Origin of the sequence: Mycobacterium sp. MAC_080597_8934 (genome assembly GCF_000523975.1) — a bacterium.
In the GTDB taxonomy this organism is placed as follows: domain Bacteria; phylum Actinomycetota; class Actinomycetes; order Mycobacteriales; family Mycobacteriaceae; genus Mycobacterium; species Mycobacterium avium.
Genome location: NZ_JAOS01000031.1, coordinates 90,888 through 104,882, shown reverse-complemented (window position 1 = coordinate 104,882; position 13,995 = coordinate 90,888). Strand labels below are relative to the sequence as shown.

The following is a 13,995-nucleotide window of genomic DNA, read 5'->3' as shown; positions in this document are numbered from 1 at the left end:
CCGTGGCCGACGAATGGTTTGAAACCGTCGCCATCGCCCAGCAACGGGCCAAGCGGCGGTTGCCGAAATCCGTTTACGCGGCCCTGATCGCGGCCAGCGAAAAGGGAATCACGGTCTCCGACAACGTCGAAGCGTTCGGCGAACTCGGTTTCGCCCCGCATGTCGTCGGCGCCCCGGCCAAGCGTGAGCTGACGACAACCGTTATGGGACAAGAGATCTCGATGCCGGTGCTGATCTCGCCGACCGGTGTGCAGGCCGTCGACCCGGACGGCGAGGTCGCCGTGGCGCGCGCCGCCGCGGCCCGCGGCACCGCTATGGGCCTGTCCTCCTTCGCCAGCAAGCCGATCGAGGAAGTCATCGCGGTGAACCCCAAGGTGTTCTTCCAGGTGTACTGGCTGGGTGGGCGCGACGCGATCGCCGAGCGGGTGGAGCGGGCCCGGCAGGCCGGCGCGGTCGGGCTGATCGTCACCACCGACTGGTCGTTCTCGCACGGGCGGGACTGGGGCAGCCCCAAGATCCCCGAGGAGATGAACCTGCGCACCATCCTGCGGTTGTCCCCGGAGGCGGTGTTCAAGCCCCGCTGGCTGTGGAAGTTCGGCAAGACGCTGCGGCCGCCGGAGTTGCGGGTGCCCAACCAGGGCCGCCGCGGCGAGCCCGGCCCGCCGTTCTTCGCCGCCTACGGCGAGTGGATGGGCACGCCCCCGCCGACCTGGGAGGACATCGCCTGGCTGCGTGAGCTGTGGGGCGGGCCGTTCATGCTCAAGGGCGTGATGCGCGTGGACGACGCCAAAAGGGCGGTGGATGCCGGGGTTTCGGCCATCTCGGTGTCCAACCACGGCGGCAACAACCTGGACGGCACGCCGGCGTCGATTCGCGCCCTGCCCGCGATCGCCGAGGCGGTCGGCGACCAGATCGAGGTGTTGCTGGACGGCGGTGTCCGGCGCGGCAGCGACGTCGTCAAGGCGGTGGCGCTGGGGGCGCGCGCGGTGATGATCGGCCGGGCCTACCTGTGGGGCCTGGCCGCCGCCGGCCAGGCCGGGGTGGAGAACGTCCTCGACATCCTGCGCGGGGGCATCGACTCGGCGCTGATGGGTCTGGGGCATTCCTCGGTGCACGATCTCGGGCCGAGCGACATCCTGGTGCCGCCCGGGTTCACCCGGGCGCTGGGCGTGCCGCCGGCCGGCTGAGCAAAGCCGGGCCATCAGGGGCGGCTTGGCCGGGATTATTTGACGGCCGCGGTAATCCTGGTACGGGCGGGGTAACCGTGACGAACGAGCCCACCGTTCGAACGCCCGATGAACGGCCGGAGAAAAAAAGTTATTTTCCCGCCTCAACAATTGGTGCACGCCAGGTGAATTCGTCCTACCATCACCGAGTGTCCGTACTCGGCGAATTGGGAACCGTGACGTCGAGCCAGCTGTCCGGCACGGCGGTCTCGCTGCTGGTTCCGCTGGGGTCGACCGAGCAACACGGCCCGCACCTGCCGCTGGACACCGACACCCGCATCGCGTCGGCGGTGGCCGGCCGGGCCGCGCCGCGGCTGGCGGACGGGTGGCTGGTGGCGCCGGCCATCGCCTACGGCGCCAGCGGCGAGCACCAGAGCTTCGCCGGGACCGTCTCCATCGGCACCGAGGCGCTGACGCTGCTGCTGATCGAGTACGGCCGCTCGGCGGCCGGCTGGGCGCAGCGCGTCGTCTTCGTCAACGGCCACGGCGGCAACGTCGCCGCGCTGGGCCGCGCGGTGGGCACGCTGCGCGCCGAGGGCCGCGACGCCGGATGGTGCCCGTGTGTGGCCGCCGGCGGGGACGCCCACGCCGGTCATACCGAAACATCGGTGTTGCTGCATATCTCGCCCGCCGAGGTCCGCACCGGGCAGTGGCAGGCCGGCAACCGGGCGCCGCTGCCCGAGTTGCTGGGATCGATGCGCCGCGGGGGAGTGGCGGCGGTCAGCCCGGTCGGCGTGCTGGGCGACCCGACCACCGCCACCGCCGCCGAGGGCGAGCGCATCCTGTCCGAGATGGTGAACGAGTGCGTCCGCCGGGTCGCCCGGTGGCGGCCCGGGCCCGACGGGATGCTCGCATGACCGCGCCGGCGCCCCGGTTGCCGGACGGGTTCGCCGTCCAGGTCGATCGCCGGGTGCGGGTGCTCGGCGACGGCTCGGCACTGCTCGGCGGGTCGCCAACCCGGCTGCTGAAGCTGGCCCCGGCCGCCCAGGACCTGCTGTGCGACGGCCGGCTGAAGGTCCGCGACGACGTCAGCGCGCAGTTGGCCCGCACCCTGCTGGACGCCACCGTGGCGCATCCGCGGCCCGCGGGCGGGCCCTCGCACCACGACGTCACCGTGGTAATTCCGGTGCGGGACAACCTTTCTGGCGTGCGGCGGCTGGTGAGCTCGCTGCGCGGTCTGCGCGTGGTGGTGGTGGACGACGGATCGTTCCCGCCGATCGAGCCGGAAGACTTCGTCGGCGCGCACTGCGACATCGAGGTGTTGCGCCACCACCGCAGCAAGGGACCGGCGGCGGCGCGCAACACGGGGCTGGCGGCCTGCCGGACGGACTTCGTCGCCTTCCTGGACTCCGATGTCGCGCCGCGCCGGGGCTGGCTGGAAGCGCTGCTCGGCCACTTCTGCGACCCGACCGTCGGGCTGGTCGCGCCGCGCATCGTCGGCCTGTCGCACAGCGAGAACGTGGTGGCCCGCTACGAGGCGGTGCACTCCTCGCTCGACCTCGGTGAGCGCGAGGCGCCGGTGCTGCCGCACAGCACGGTGTCCTACGTGCCCAGCGCGGCGATCATCTGCCGGTGCTCGGCGATCCGCGAGATCGGCGGATTCGACGAGACGCTGCAGTCCGGCGAGGACGTCGACCTGTGCTGGCGGCTGATCGAGGCGGGGGTCCGGCTGCGCTACGAGCCCATCGCCCTGGTGGGCCACGACCACCGCACCGAATTGCGGGATTGGCTTGCGCGCAAAGCGTTTTACGGCGGATCGGCGGCCCCGCTGTCGGTGCGCCACCCGGACAAGACGGCACCGGTGGTGATCTCCGGCTGGGCGCTGATGACCTGGATCCTGATGGCCTTCGGCTCCACGCTGTCGCGGCTGGCCTCCCTGCTGCTGGCCGTCCTGACGGGCCGGCGGATCGCCCGGGCGATGCGCAGCGCCGAGACGTCGATGACCGACGTGGTGACGGTGGCCGGCCGCGGCCTGTGGTCGGCGGCGTTGCAGCTGGCCTCGGCGCTGTGCCGGCACTACTGGCCGCTGGCGCTGCTGGCCGCCACCATGTCGCGCCATTTCAGACGGGTGGTGCTGGTGGCGGCCGTGATGGACGGGGTGGTCGACTGGCTGCGCCGCCGCGATGCCGTCGGCGACGACGTCGAACCGATCGGGCTGCCGACCTATCTGGTGCTCAAGCGGGTGGACGACCTGGCGTACGGGCTCGGGTTGTGGTGGGGTGTGCTACGGGAGCGCAACGCGCGCGCCCTCAAACCCCAGATCCGGAGTTAGCCCCCGCCCTTGAATGACGCCGTCTCGCACAGCGATGTGCTGATAGTCGGCGCCGGCAGCGCCGGATCGGTTGTCGCCGAACGTCTTTCCGCTGATCCAGGGTGCACGGTGACCGTGGTCGAGGCGGGCCCGTCCCTCGACGACCCGGCGCTGCTCGCCCGGACCGCCAACGGGCTGCAATTGCCGATCGGCGTCGGCAGCCCGCTGGTGCGCCGATACCAGACCCAGCTCACCGAGCGGCCCGCCCGCCGGCACCCGCTGGTGCGCGGCGCCACCATCGGCGGCTCGGGCGCGATCAACGGCGGCTACTTCTGCCGCGGGCTGCCCCGCGATTTCGACCGCCTCGGCCTGCCGGGCTGGGCATGGTCGGACGTGCTGGACAGCTTCCGCGCCATCGAGACCGACCTGGACTTCGACGGACCCGCGCACGGCCGCAGCGGCCCTATCCTGGTCCGCCGCACCCGCGAAATGACCGGAACCACAGAGCGTTTCATCGACGCCGCGCGGCGCGCCGGATTCGGCTGGATCGACGACCTCAATGACGCTGCGGCCCAACCGGTTTCGGGGATCGGCGCGGTCCCGCTGAACATCGTCGACGGCGTCCGCAAGGGCTCGGGTGCGGGGTATCTGATCCCCGCGCTGAGCCGGCCCAACCTGCGCGTGCAGACGCACACCCGGGTGGCGCGGCTGCGTTTCGCCGGCACCGTCGCCCGGGGCGCCGACGTGGTCGGCCCGCACGGCCGGGCTACGCTGACCGCCGACCGAATCGTGTTGTGCGCCGGCGCCATTGAAACGGCGCACCTGCTGATGCTGTCCGGCATCGGCGAGCCGGGCATGCTGCGCGCCGCCGGGGTGCCGGTGCGCGTGGCGCTGCCGGTGGGGACGTCGTTCAGCGATCACGCCGAATGGGTGCTGCCCACCGATTGGCCGGTGGCTCCCGGACGGCCGGTGCTCGAGGTGGTGCTCAGCACCGCCGACGATCTCGAGATCAGGCCGTACACCGGCGGGTTCGTGGCGATGACCGGCGACGGAACCGCCGGGCACGCCGACTGGCCGCACCTCGGGGTGGCGCTGATGCAACCCCGCGCGCGGGGTTGCCTGACGCTGATGTCGGCCGATCCCGCCGTGCCGCCCCGCATCGAGCACCGCTACGACAGCGAGCCCGGCGACGTCGCCGCGCTGGCCCGCGGCGCCGAGTTGGCCCGCGAATTGGCCGGCGGCACAACCGATGCCGCGGCGGCCATCTGGTCGACCTCCCAACACCTTTGCGGCACGGCGCCGATGGGGGTCGACGGCGACCCGCGGGCGGTCGTCGACCCGCGGTGCCGGGTCCGCGGCATCGACAACCTGTGGGTGATCGACGGCTCGGTGCTGCCCGCCATCACCAGCCGCGGCCCGCACGCCACCATCGTGATGATCGGGCACCGGGCCGCGGAATTCGTGCGGTGACGCCCCACCCGGGAGCTATCGCCGGGCCCATCCAGACCGATAGTCTCGTAGCTCGACCGATGGTCTCATTGGCAATACGGTTCGCAATACGGGAGGTGGCGCACAATTTCTGCCGCGACGTCCGATCCACGGCCCGCCCGGTCGCGGGCCCGGCTGCTCGAAGCCGCCGTCACGCTGCTGCGTGCCGGTGGTCCCAGCGCGGTGACGGTCGACGCGGTCACCCGCACCGCCAACGTGGCCCGGGCGACGCTGTACCGGCACTTCCCGAGCGGAAACGATCTGCTGGCGGCGGCGTTCAACAGCCTGATCCCGGCCTCGCCCACCCCGCCCGCCGAGGGGTCGCTGCGCGACCGGCTGGTCGCGGTGGTACTGGCCCAGGCCGAGGCCGTCGCCCAGGCCCCGACCATGATGACGGCCATGACCTGGCTGGCGCTGGGCCGCGACCTGGAGGCGTGGCCGCAACCCCGCGCCGACGACAGCGTGGCGATCACCACGCTGCGCGAGCGCATCGCCCAGCAGTACTCCGAGCCGTTCGACGTCATCTTCGACAGCCCGGAGGCCGCCGAACTGGGGGAGGTGGACCGGTCCCGGGCGATCGCCCTGCTGATCGGCCCGCTGGTGCTGGGCCGGCTGTCCACCCTGCCCGATTTCGACTACCGCGAGTGCGCGCTGGCGGCGGTGGACGGCTTCCTGCACGTCCAGTCCGCCCGGGCCAGGGCGGCGAGGGTCGAATCCGCAGGTGCCTGACGGCCGAATTTTGTTCGGGCCGGGATCTGAGGCATACTGTTCAGGTTGCCTTGAGCCGGGTTTTGCGCCTGGTCGGGCATACGACCAGCGTCCAAACGGGCGCGTCCGGTCCCATCCTTTGAGAGCGACGAATTTCGATCCCGAAATTTGCGCCGATGAGGCTGCGTGAGGGTGACACGCCCGACCGCGGGGGCCGGTGGACCACGACAGGTAAACAGCGGCGCACAATCCGGCGCAACGCTCGATCGGCCCAGAGTTGGCCGGCCCGATCGGCGCGCCGGTGGCACTGAGGACACGGATTAGTTGAGCCCGGACACCGGGCCTCAACGCGGAGTGAGGGTAGGAGAAGCGTGGCGGGACAGAAGATCCGCATCAGGCTTAAGGCCTACGACCATGAGGCTATCGACGCCTCGGCGCGCAAGATCGTCGAGACCGTCGTCCGCACGGGTGCCAGCGTCGTAGGGCCGGTGCCGCTGCCGACCGAGAAGAACGTGTATTGCGTCATCCGCTCCCCGCACAAGTACAAGGACTCGCGGGAGCACTTCGAGATGCGTACGCACAAGCGGCTGATCGACATCCTCGACCCGACGCCGAAGACCGTCGACGCGCTGATGCGCATCGACCTTCCGGCCAGTGTCGACGTCAACATCCAGTAGGGAGTTACAGAGCAATGGCGCGTAAGGGCATTCTCGGTACCAAGCTGGGCATGACGCAGGTATTCGACGAGAACAACAGGGTCGTGCCGGTGACGGTGGTCAAGGCCGGGCCGAACGTGGTGACCCGCATCCGCACGCCCGAGCAGGACGGCTACAGCGCGGTGCAGCTGGCGTACGGCGAGATCAGTCCGCGCAAGGTGAACAAGCCGGTGACCGGCCAGTACGCCGCGGCGGGCATCAACCCGCGCCGGTTTCTGGCCGAGCTGCGGCTGGACAACCCGGACGCGGCGGCCGAATACCAGGTCGGCCAGGAGCTGACGGCGGAGATCTTCACCGACGGCAGCTACGTCGACGTCACCGGAACCTCCAAGGGCAAGGGCTTCGCCGGAACCATGAAGCGGCACGGCTTCCGCGGTCAGGGCGCCAGCCACGGCGCCCAGGCGGTGCACCGGCGGCCGGGTTCCATCGGCGGTTGCGCCACCCCCGCCCGGGTGTTCAAGGGCACCAGGATGGCCGGCCGGATGGGCAACGACCGGGTGACGGTCCAGAACCTGTTGGTGCACAAGGTCGATACCGAGAACGGCGTGCTGCTGATCAAGGGCGCGGTCCCCGGCCGCACCGGCGGACTCGTCATGGTCCGCAGCGCGGTCAAACGAGGTGAGAAGTAATGGCACTCAAGCTTGACGTGAAGGCGCCGGGCGGCAAGGTCGAGGGTTCGATCGAGCTGCCGGCCGAATTGTTCGACGCCCCCGCCAACATCGCGCTGATGCACCAGGTGGTGACCGCGCAGCGGGCGGCGGCGCGCCAGGGCACGCACTCGACGAAGACGCGCGGCGACGTCAGCGGCGGTGGCCGTAAGCCGTACCGGCAGAAGGGAACCGGCCGGGCCCGTCAGGGTTCGACGCGCGCTCCGCAGTTCACCGGCGGTGGCGTGGTGCACGGCCCCAAGCCGCGCGACTACAGCCAGCGCACGCCCAAGAAGATGATCGCCGCCGCGCTGCGCGGCGCGCTGTCCGACCGGGCCCGCAACGGGCGCATCCACGCGATCACCGAGCTGGTGTCCGGCCAGACCCCGTCGACCAAGAGCGCCAAGGCGTTCCTGGGCACGCTGACCGAGCGCAAGCAGGTGCTGGTGGTGATCGGCCGCAGCGACGAAGCCGGCGCCAAGAGCGTGCGCAACCTGCCTGGTGTGCACATCCTGGCTCCCGACCAGCTCAACACCTACGACGTGCTGCGCGCCGACGACGTGGTGTTCAGCGTCGAGGCGCTGCGCGCCTACATCGCGGCCAACACCGGTACTCCCGAGGAGGTTTCGGCCTGATGGCGACCGTCACGGACCCCCGCGACATCATCTTGGCTCCGGTGATCTCGGAGAAGTCCTATTCGTTGCTCGACGACAACGTGTACACGTTCGTGGTGCATCCCGACTCGAACAAGACGCAGATCAAGATCGCCATCGAGAAGATCTTCTCGGTCAAGGTCGCCTCGGTGAACACCGCGAACCGGCAGGGCAAGCGCAAGCGCACCCGCACCGGTTTCGGCAAACGCAAGAGCACCAAGCGGGCCATCGTCACCCTGGCGCCGGGCAGCAAGCCGATCGATCTGTTCGGGGCACCGGCGTAGCGAGAGAAAGACCTGATTAGACATGGCAATTCGTAAGTACAAGCCGACGAGCCCGGGCCGTCGCGGCGCCAGCGTGTCGGATTTCTCCGAGGTCACTCGTTCCACCCCGGAGAAGTCGCTGGTGCGTCCGCTGCACGGTCACGGTGGCCGCAACGCGCACGGCCGCATCACCACCCGCCACAAGGGCGGCGGCCACAAGCGCGCCTACCGGGTGATCGACTTCCGCCGCAACGACAAAGACGGCGTCAACGCCAAGGTCGCGCACATCGAGTACGACCCCAACCGGACCGCCAACATCGCGCTGCTGCACTTCCTGGACGGCGAGAAGCGTTACATCATTGCCCCACAGGGACTCTCGCAGGGCGACGTGGTGGAGTCGGGTCCCAACGCCGACATCAAGCCCGGCAACAACCTGCCGTTGCGCAACATCCCGGCCGGTACCGTGATCCACGCGGTGGAACTGCGGCCCGGCGGTGGCGCCAAGCTGGCCCGGTCGGCCGGGTCCAGCATCCAGCTGCTCGGCAAGGAGGGCAGCTACGCATCGCTGCGGATGCCGTCCGGCGAGATCCGCCGGGTCGACGTGCGCTGCCGCGCCACCGTCGGCGAGGTCGGCAACGCCGAGCAGGCCAACATCAACTGGGGCAAGGCCGGCCGCATGCGGTGGAAGGGCAAGCGCCCGTCCGTCCGCGGTGTGGTGATGAACCCGGTGGACCACCCGCACGGCGGTGGTGAGGGTAAGACCTCCGGTGGTCGCCACCCGGTGAGCCCCTGGGGCAAGCCGGAGGGCCGCACCCGCCACCCGAACAAGGCCAGCAACAAACTCATCGTCCGGCGCCGGCGCACCGGCAAGAAGCACGGTCGCTAGCGCGAGATGGAAGTTCAGGAGTAGCACATGCCACGCAGCCTGAAGAAGGGCCCGTTCGTCGACGGCCACCTGCTCAAGAAGGTGGACGCGCAGAACGAGAAGAACACCAAGCAGGTCATCAAGACATGGTCGCGGCGTTCCACGATCATTCCTGACTTCATCGGGCACACCTTCGCCGTGCACGACGGACGCAAGCACGTGCCGGTGTTCGTCACCGAGGCGATGGTCGGCCACAAGCTTGGTGAATTCGCGCCCACCCGCACCTTCAAGGGGCACATCAAGGACGACCGGAAGGCCAAACGGCGATGACCACAACGGAATTCCCTTCGGCGGTGGCCAAGGCACGCTTCGTGCGGGTGTCGCCGAGAAAGGCACGCCGGGTGATCGACCTGGTGCGCGGCCGCTCGGTGACCGACGCACTCGACATCCTGCGGTGGGCGCCGCAGGCCGCCAGTGAACCGGTGGCCAAGGTGATCGCCAGCGCCGCGGCCAACGCGCAGAACAACAATGGGCTGGACCCGGCCACCCTGGTGGTCGCCACCGTCTACGCCGACGAGGGCCCGACCGCCAAGCGCATCCGTCCGCGCGCGCAGGGGCGTGCGTTCCGAATCCGCAAGCGCACCAGTCACATCACCGTGGTGGTGGAAAGCCGGCCGGCCAAGGACCAGCGTTCGGCGAAGTCGTCCAGGACCCGCCGCGCCGAGGCCAGCAAGGCCGCCGCCAAGGCGCCGGCCAAGAAGGCACCGGCCAAGAAGGCACCCGCCAAGAAGGCGCCCGCGAAGACCGCGGCCAAGAAGGCACCGGCGACGACGTCTGAGACTTCTGACGCGAAGGGAGGCTCAGACTAGTGGGCCAGAAGATCAATCCGCACGGCTTCCGCCTCGGCATCACCACCGACTGGAAGTCCCGCTGGTATGCCGACAAGCAGTACGCGGACTACGTCAAGGAGGACGTCGCCATCCGCCGGCTGCTGTCGACCGGCCTGGAGCGGGCCGGCATCGCCGACGTGGAGATCGAGCGCACCCGCGACCGGGTCCGGGTGGACATCCACACCGCGCGTCCGGGCATCGTCATCGGCCGCCGCGGCACCGAGGCCGACCGGATCCGCGCCGACCTGGAGAAGCTGACCGGCAAGCAGGTGCAGCTCAACATCCTCGAGGTGAGAAACCCCGAGTCGCAAGCACAATTGGTGGCCCAGGGCGTGGCCGAGCAGTTGAGCAACCGGGTGGCGTTCCGTCGCGCGATGCGCAAGGCCATCCAGTCGGCGATGCGTCAGCCCAACGTCAAGGGCATCCGGGTGCAGTGCTCCGGCCGGCTCGGCGGCGCCGAGATGAGCCGCTCGGAGTTCTACCGCGAGGGCCGGGTGCCGCTGCACACGCTGCGCGCCGACATCGACTACGGGCTGTATGAGGCCAAGACCACCTTCGGTCGGATCGGTGTGAAGGTGTGGATCTACAAGGGAGACGTCGTCGGCGGCAAGCGCGAATTGGCCGCTGCCGCCCCGGCGGGCGCCGAGCGTCCGCGCCGCGAGCGCCCGTCGGGCACCCGTCCCCGGCGCAGTGGCGCGTCGGGCACCACGGCCACCGGCACCGAGGCCGGCCGCGCGGCCGCGAGCGCCGACGAGAGCACCGCGGCCGGGCAACCCGCCGAGGCCGCGCCCCCCGCCGAACCGCAAAGCACGGAGAGCTGAATCATGTTGATTCCCCGCAAGGTCAAGCACCGCAAGCAGCACCACCCCCGCCAGCGCGGCATCGCCAGCGGCGGCACGGCGGTGAACTTCGGTGACTACGGCATCCAGGCGCTTGAGCACGCCTACGTCACCAACCGGCAGATCGAGTCCGCGCGTATCGCGATCAACCGGCACATCAAGCGTGGCGGCAAGGTGTGGATCAACGTCTTCCCCGACCGCCCGCTGACCAAGAAGCCCGCCGAGACCCGGATGGGTTCGGGTAAGGGCTCACCGGAATGGTGGGTGGTCAACGTCAAGCCGGGCCGGGTGCTGTTCGAGCTCAGCTACCCCAACGAGCAGACCGCCCGGGCGGCGCTGACCCGCGCGATCCACAAGTTGCCGATCAAGGCCCGCATCGTGACCCGAGAGGATCAGTTCTGATGGCAGTGGGAATTTCGCCTGGCGAACTGCGTGAGCTCACCGACGACGAGCTGACCCAGCGGTTGCGCGAATCCAAGGAAGAGCTGTTCAATCTGCGTTTCCAGATGGCGACCGGCCAGCTGACCAACAACCGCCGGCTGCGCACGGTGCGTCAGGAGATCGCGCGCGTCTACACCGTGCTGCGGGAACGTGAACTGGGCCTGGCAAGCGGGCCGGACGGTAAGGAATCGTGATGGCAGAAGCGAAGAAGGCCGCCCCCAAGAAGGCCGCCACGGCCGCGTCCAAGGACGCAGATGCCAAGGGGCCCAAGCACACTCCGCCCAACCCCAAGGTGCGGGGCCGGCGCAAGACCCGCATCGGCTACGTGGTGAGCGACAAGATGCAGAAGACCATCGTGGTCGAGCTGGAGGACCGGGTGAAGCACCCGCTGTACGGCAAGATCATCCGGACCACCAAGAAGGTCAAGGCGCACGACGAGAACAGCATCGCCGGGATCGGCGACCGCGTCTCGCTGATGGAGACCCGCCCGACGTCGGCGACCAAGCGTTGGCGGCTGGTCGAAATCCTGGAAAAGGCGAAGTAACCCTTCCCCGCAAGAGGCACCGAAACGCCCGGCCCCGGGGTGTAGTCTGCACGCGACGCGCGGTGAGTCCGCGACGAGAGTGAGGCTGACGATGGTGGCTGGTTCGGGGCAATCCGCCGATTTTTCCGGCCGGGTCGAGCTCGACATCCGGGATTCCGAACCGGACTGGGGACCCTACGCCGCGCCGACCGCCCCGCCGAACGCGCCCAACATCCTGTATCTGGTCTGGGACGACACCGGGATCGCGACGTGGGACTGCTTCGGCGGTCTGGTGGAGATGCCGGCCATGTCGCGCATCGCCGAACGCGGCGTCCGGCTCTCGCAGTTCCACACCACCGCGCTGTGCTCGCCGACCCGGGCGGCGTTGCTCACCGGTCGCCACGCCACGACCGTCGGGATGGCCACCATCGAGGAGTTCACCGAGGGCTTCCCCAATGCCAACGGCCGCATCCCGTTCGACACCGCGCTGCTGTCCGAGGCGCTCGCCGAACGCGGTTACAACACTTACTGTGTCGGCAAGTGGCACCTGACGCCGCTGGAAGAATCCAACATGGCCTCGACCAAGCGGCACTGGCCGACCTCGCGCGGCTTCGAGCGGTTCTACGGCTTCCTGGGCGGCGAGACCGATCAGTGGTACCCCGACCTGGTCTACGACAACCATCCGGTGAGCCCGCCGGCCACCCCGGAGGACGGCTACCACCTCTCCAAGGACCTCGCCGACAAGACGATCGAGTTCATCCGCGACGCCAAAGTGATTGCGCCGGAAAAGCCTTGGTTCTCCTACGTGTGCCCGGGCGCCGGGCACGCGCCGCATCACGTGTTCAAGGAATGGGCCGACCGTTACGCCGGCCGCTTCGACATGGGTTATGAGCGCTACCGCGAGGTGGTGCTGGAGCGGCAGAAGGCGATGGGGATCGTGCCGTCCGACACCGTATTGTCGCCGGTGAACCCGTATCTGGACGTGACGGGGCCGAACGGCGAGCCCTGGCCGTTGCAGGACACGGTGCGGCCGTGGGACTCGCTGAACGACGAGGAGAAGAAGCTGTTCGCCCGGATGGCCGAGGTGTTCGCCGGCTTCCTGAGCTACACCGACGCCCAGATCGGCCGGATCCTGGACTATCTCGAGGAGTCGGGCCAGTTGGACGACACCATCATCGTGGTGATCTCCGACAACGGCGCCAGCGGCGAGGGTGGCCCGAACGGATCGGTCAACGAGGGCAAGTTCTTCAACGGCTACATCGACACCGTCGAGGAAAGCATGAAGCTGTTCGATCAGCTCGGCGGGCCACAGACCTACAACCATTACCCGATCGGCTGGGCGATGGCGTTCAACACCCCCTACAAGCTGTACAAGCGGTACGCCTCGCATGAGGGCGGCATCGCCGACACGGCGATCATCTCCTGGCCCAACGGAATCGCCGCGCACGGCGAGATCCGCGACAACTACGTCAACGTCTGCGACATCACCCCGACCGTGTACGACCTGCTGGGCATGTCCCCGCCGGAAACCGTCAAGGGGATCGCCCAGAAGCCGCTGGACGGCGTGAGTTTCAAAGCGGCCCTTGACGATCCGAACGCCGACACCGGAAAGACCACCCAGTTCTACACCATGCTGGGCACCCGCGGCATCTGGCATGAGGGCTGGTTCGCCAACACCGTGCACGCGGCCACCCCGGCCGGCTGGTCGCACTTCGACGCCGACCGCTGGGAGCTGTTCCACATCGAGGCCGACCGCAGCCAATGCCACGACCTGGCCGCCGAAAACCCGGACAAACTCGAAGAACTCAAGGCGTTGTGGTTCGCGGAGGCGGCCAGGTACAACGGGCTGCCGTTGTCGGACCTGAACATCCTGGAGACCATGACCCGGTCCCGGCCGTACCTGGTCGGCGAACGGGACAGCTATGTCTACTACCCCGACTGCGCCGACGTCGGCATCGGCGCCGCCGCCGAGATCCGCGGCCGATCGTTCTCGGTGCTGGCCGAGGCGACCGTCGACACCACCGGCGCCGAGGGGGTGCTGTTCAAACAGGGCGGGGCGCACGGCGGGCACGTGCTGTTCATCCAGGACGGGCGGCTGCACTACGTCTACAACTTCCTCGGCGAACGCCAGCAGGAGGTCTCCTCGTCGGTGCCCGTGCCGCTGGGCAGGCATCTGTTCGGCGCCAGCTATGCACGGACGGGGACGGTCCCCGACAGCCACACCCCGCTCGGTGACCTGACGCTGTTCATCGACGACGAGGTCGTCGGCACCCTGGCCGGGGTGAGCACCCACCCGGGGACGTTCGGGCTGGCGGGTGCCGGAATCACCGTGGGCCGCAACGGCGGATCGGGGTGTCCAGCCGGTTCAAGGCGCCGTTCGTGTTCACCGGCGGCACCATCGCCCGGGTCACCCTCGACCTGTCCGGCCGGCCCTATCGCGACGTGGAAACCGAGATCGCCCTTGCTTTTTCGCGGGACTGAAGCC

At 69.3% G+C, this 13,995-nt stretch carries 16 protein-coding genes and 1 pseudogene; all 17 read left to right on the top strand.

Annotated elements, in window-relative coordinates; translation table 11 throughout:
• Positions 1 to 2: 2 nt before the first annotated feature.
• Positions 3 to 1,187 (top strand): pre-mycofactocin synthase MftD, encoded by a 1,185-nt coding sequence (mftD, locus tag NF20_RS18850; protein ID WP_010950253.1) that lies wholly within the window; start codon positions 3 to 5, stop codon positions 1,185 to 1,187.
• A gap of 164 nt (positions 1,188 to 1,351) precedes the next feature.
• Positions 1,352 to 2,083: a mycofactocin biosynthesis peptidyl-dipeptidase MftE gene (mftE, locus tag NF20_RS18845; RefSeq protein ID WP_033712962.1), complete on the top strand. Its 732-nt coding sequence runs from the start codon at positions 1,352 to 1,354 to the stop codon at positions 2,081 to 2,083.
• Positions 2,080 to 3,498, top strand: coding sequence for a mycofactocin biosynthesis glycosyltransferase MftF (gene mftF / locus NF20_RS18840; RefSeq protein ID WP_003873522.1), 1,419 nt, complete (start codon positions 2,080 to 2,082; stop codon positions 3,496 to 3,498). Before mftE ends, mftF begins: the two co-directional genes overlap by 4 nt.
• 9 nt (positions 3,499 to 3,507) lie before the next feature.
• On the top strand, positions 3,508 to 4,947 hold the full coding sequence (gene mftG / locus NF20_RS18835; protein ID WP_033717385.1) for a mycofactocin system GMC family oxidoreductase MftG: 1,440 nt from the start codon (positions 3,508 to 3,510) through the stop codon (positions 4,945 to 4,947).
• 153 nt (positions 4,948 to 5,100) lie between these two features.
• A complete protein-coding gene (locus NF20_RS18830; RefSeq protein ID WP_080516368.1) occupies positions 5,101 to 5,694 on the top strand; it encodes a TetR/AcrR family transcriptional regulator in 594 nt (197 codons plus the stop codon).
• A gap of 350 nt (positions 5,695 to 6,044) precedes the next feature.
• The gene (rpsJ, locus tag NF20_RS18825; protein ID WP_003873519.1) at positions 6,045 to 6,350 is read left to right on the top strand and encodes a 30S ribosomal protein S10; all 306 of its coding nucleotides are present in this window, start codon (positions 6,045 to 6,047) and stop codon (positions 6,348 to 6,350) included.
• Between the two features lie 14 nt (positions 6,351 to 6,364).
• Positions 6,365 to 7,018, top strand: coding sequence for a 50S ribosomal protein L3 (gene rplC, locus NF20_RS18820; protein ID WP_003873518.1), 654 nt, complete (start codon positions 6,365 to 6,367; stop codon positions 7,016 to 7,018).
• A complete protein-coding gene (rplD, locus tag NF20_RS18815) occupies positions 7,018 to 7,671 on the top strand; it encodes a 50S ribosomal protein L4 (RefSeq protein WP_009979095.1) in 654 nt (217 codons plus the stop codon). The genes rplC and rplD overlap by 1 nt, the downstream gene beginning before the upstream one ends.
• Positions 7,671 to 7,973: a 50S ribosomal protein L23 gene (rplW, locus tag NF20_RS18810; RefSeq protein ID WP_003873516.1), complete on the top strand. Its 303-nt coding sequence runs from the start codon at positions 7,671 to 7,673 to the stop codon at positions 7,971 to 7,973. Before rplD ends, rplW begins: the two co-directional genes overlap by 1 nt.
• A gap of 22 nt (positions 7,974 to 7,995) precedes the next feature.
• The gene (gene rplB, locus NF20_RS18805; RefSeq protein ID WP_003873515.1) at positions 7,996 to 8,838 is read left to right on the top strand and encodes a 50S ribosomal protein L2; all 843 of its coding nucleotides are present in this window, start codon (positions 7,996 to 7,998) and stop codon (positions 8,836 to 8,838) included.
• Between the two features lie 27 nt (positions 8,839 to 8,865).
• The gene (gene rpsS / locus NF20_RS18800; RefSeq protein ID WP_003873514.1) at positions 8,866 to 9,147 is read left to right on the top strand and encodes a 30S ribosomal protein S19; all 282 of its coding nucleotides are present in this window, start codon (positions 8,866 to 8,868) and stop codon (positions 9,145 to 9,147) included.
• On the top strand, positions 9,144 to 9,686 hold the full coding sequence (gene rplV, locus NF20_RS18795) for a 50S ribosomal protein L22 (RefSeq protein ID WP_033712960.1): 543 nt from the start codon (positions 9,144 to 9,146) through the stop codon (positions 9,684 to 9,686). The genes rpsS and rplV overlap by 4 nt, the downstream gene beginning before the upstream one ends.
• Positions 9,686 to 10,528 carry a 30S ribosomal protein S3 gene (gene rpsC / locus NF20_RS18790; RefSeq protein ID WP_033712959.1) on the top strand — a complete coding sequence of 281 codons (843 nt, stop codon included), beginning with the start codon at positions 9,686 to 9,688 and terminating at the stop codon, positions 10,526 to 10,528. The genes rplV and rpsC overlap by 1 nt, the downstream gene beginning before the upstream one ends.
• 3 nt (positions 10,529 to 10,531) lie before the next feature.
• Entirely contained in the window at positions 10,532 to 10,948 is a 417-nt protein-coding gene (gene rplP, locus NF20_RS18785) for a 50S ribosomal protein L16 (protein WP_003873511.1), read from the top strand.
• Positions 10,948 to 11,181: a 50S ribosomal protein L29 gene (gene rpmC, locus NF20_RS18780; RefSeq protein ID WP_033712958.1), complete on the top strand. Its 234-nt coding sequence runs from the start codon at positions 10,948 to 10,950 to the stop codon at positions 11,179 to 11,181. The genes rplP and rpmC overlap by 1 nt, the downstream gene beginning before the upstream one ends.
• A complete protein-coding gene (gene rpsQ / locus NF20_RS18775) occupies positions 11,181 to 11,531 on the top strand; it encodes a 30S ribosomal protein S17 (RefSeq protein WP_003873509.1) in 351 nt (116 codons plus the stop codon). The genes rpmC and rpsQ overlap by 1 nt, the downstream gene beginning before the upstream one ends.
• Before the next feature lie 91 nt (positions 11,532 to 11,622).
• Positions 11,623 to 13,991: pseudogene (locus NF20_RS18770) on the top strand (arylsulfatase).
• Positions 13,992 to 13,995: the final 4 nt, after the last annotated feature.

Excerpts from the sequence above, each read along its gene's own strand:
- mftF (WP_003873522.1), top strand. The coding sequence starts at position 2,080 with ATGACCGCGCCGGCGCCCCGGTTGCCGGACGGGTTCGCCGTCCAGGTC.
- rplW (WP_003873516.1), top strand. The coding sequence starts at position 7,671 with ATGGCGACCGTCACGGACCCCCGCGACATCATCTTGGCTCCGGTGATC.
- rplB (WP_003873515.1), top strand. The coding sequence starts at position 7,996 with ATGGCAATTCGTAAGTACAAGCCGACGAGCCCGGGCCGTCGCGGCGCC.
- rpmC (WP_033712958.1), top strand. The coding sequence starts at position 10,948 with ATGGCAGTGGGAATTTCGCCTGGCGAACTGCGTGAGCTCACCGACGAC.
- rplP (WP_003873511.1), top strand. The coding sequence starts at position 10,532 with ATGTTGATTCCCCGCAAGGTCAAGCACCGCAAGCAGCACCACCCCCGC.
- rplD (WP_009979095.1), top strand. The coding sequence starts at position 7,018 with ATGGCACTCAAGCTTGACGTGAAGGCGCCGGGCGGCAAGGTCGAGGGT.
- rpsS (WP_003873514.1), top strand. The coding sequence starts at position 8,866 with ATGCCACGCAGCCTGAAGAAGGGCCCGTTCGTCGACGGCCACCTGCTC.
- rplC (WP_003873518.1), top strand. The coding sequence starts at position 6,365 with ATGGCGCGTAAGGGCATTCTCGGTACCAAGCTGGGCATGACGCAGGTA.
- rpsQ (WP_003873509.1), top strand. The coding sequence starts at position 11,181 with ATGGCAGAAGCGAAGAAGGCCGCCCCCAAGAAGGCCGCCACGGCCGCG.
- rplV (WP_033712960.1), top strand. The coding sequence starts at position 9,144 with ATGACCACAACGGAATTCCCTTCGGCGGTGGCCAAGGCACGCTTCGTG.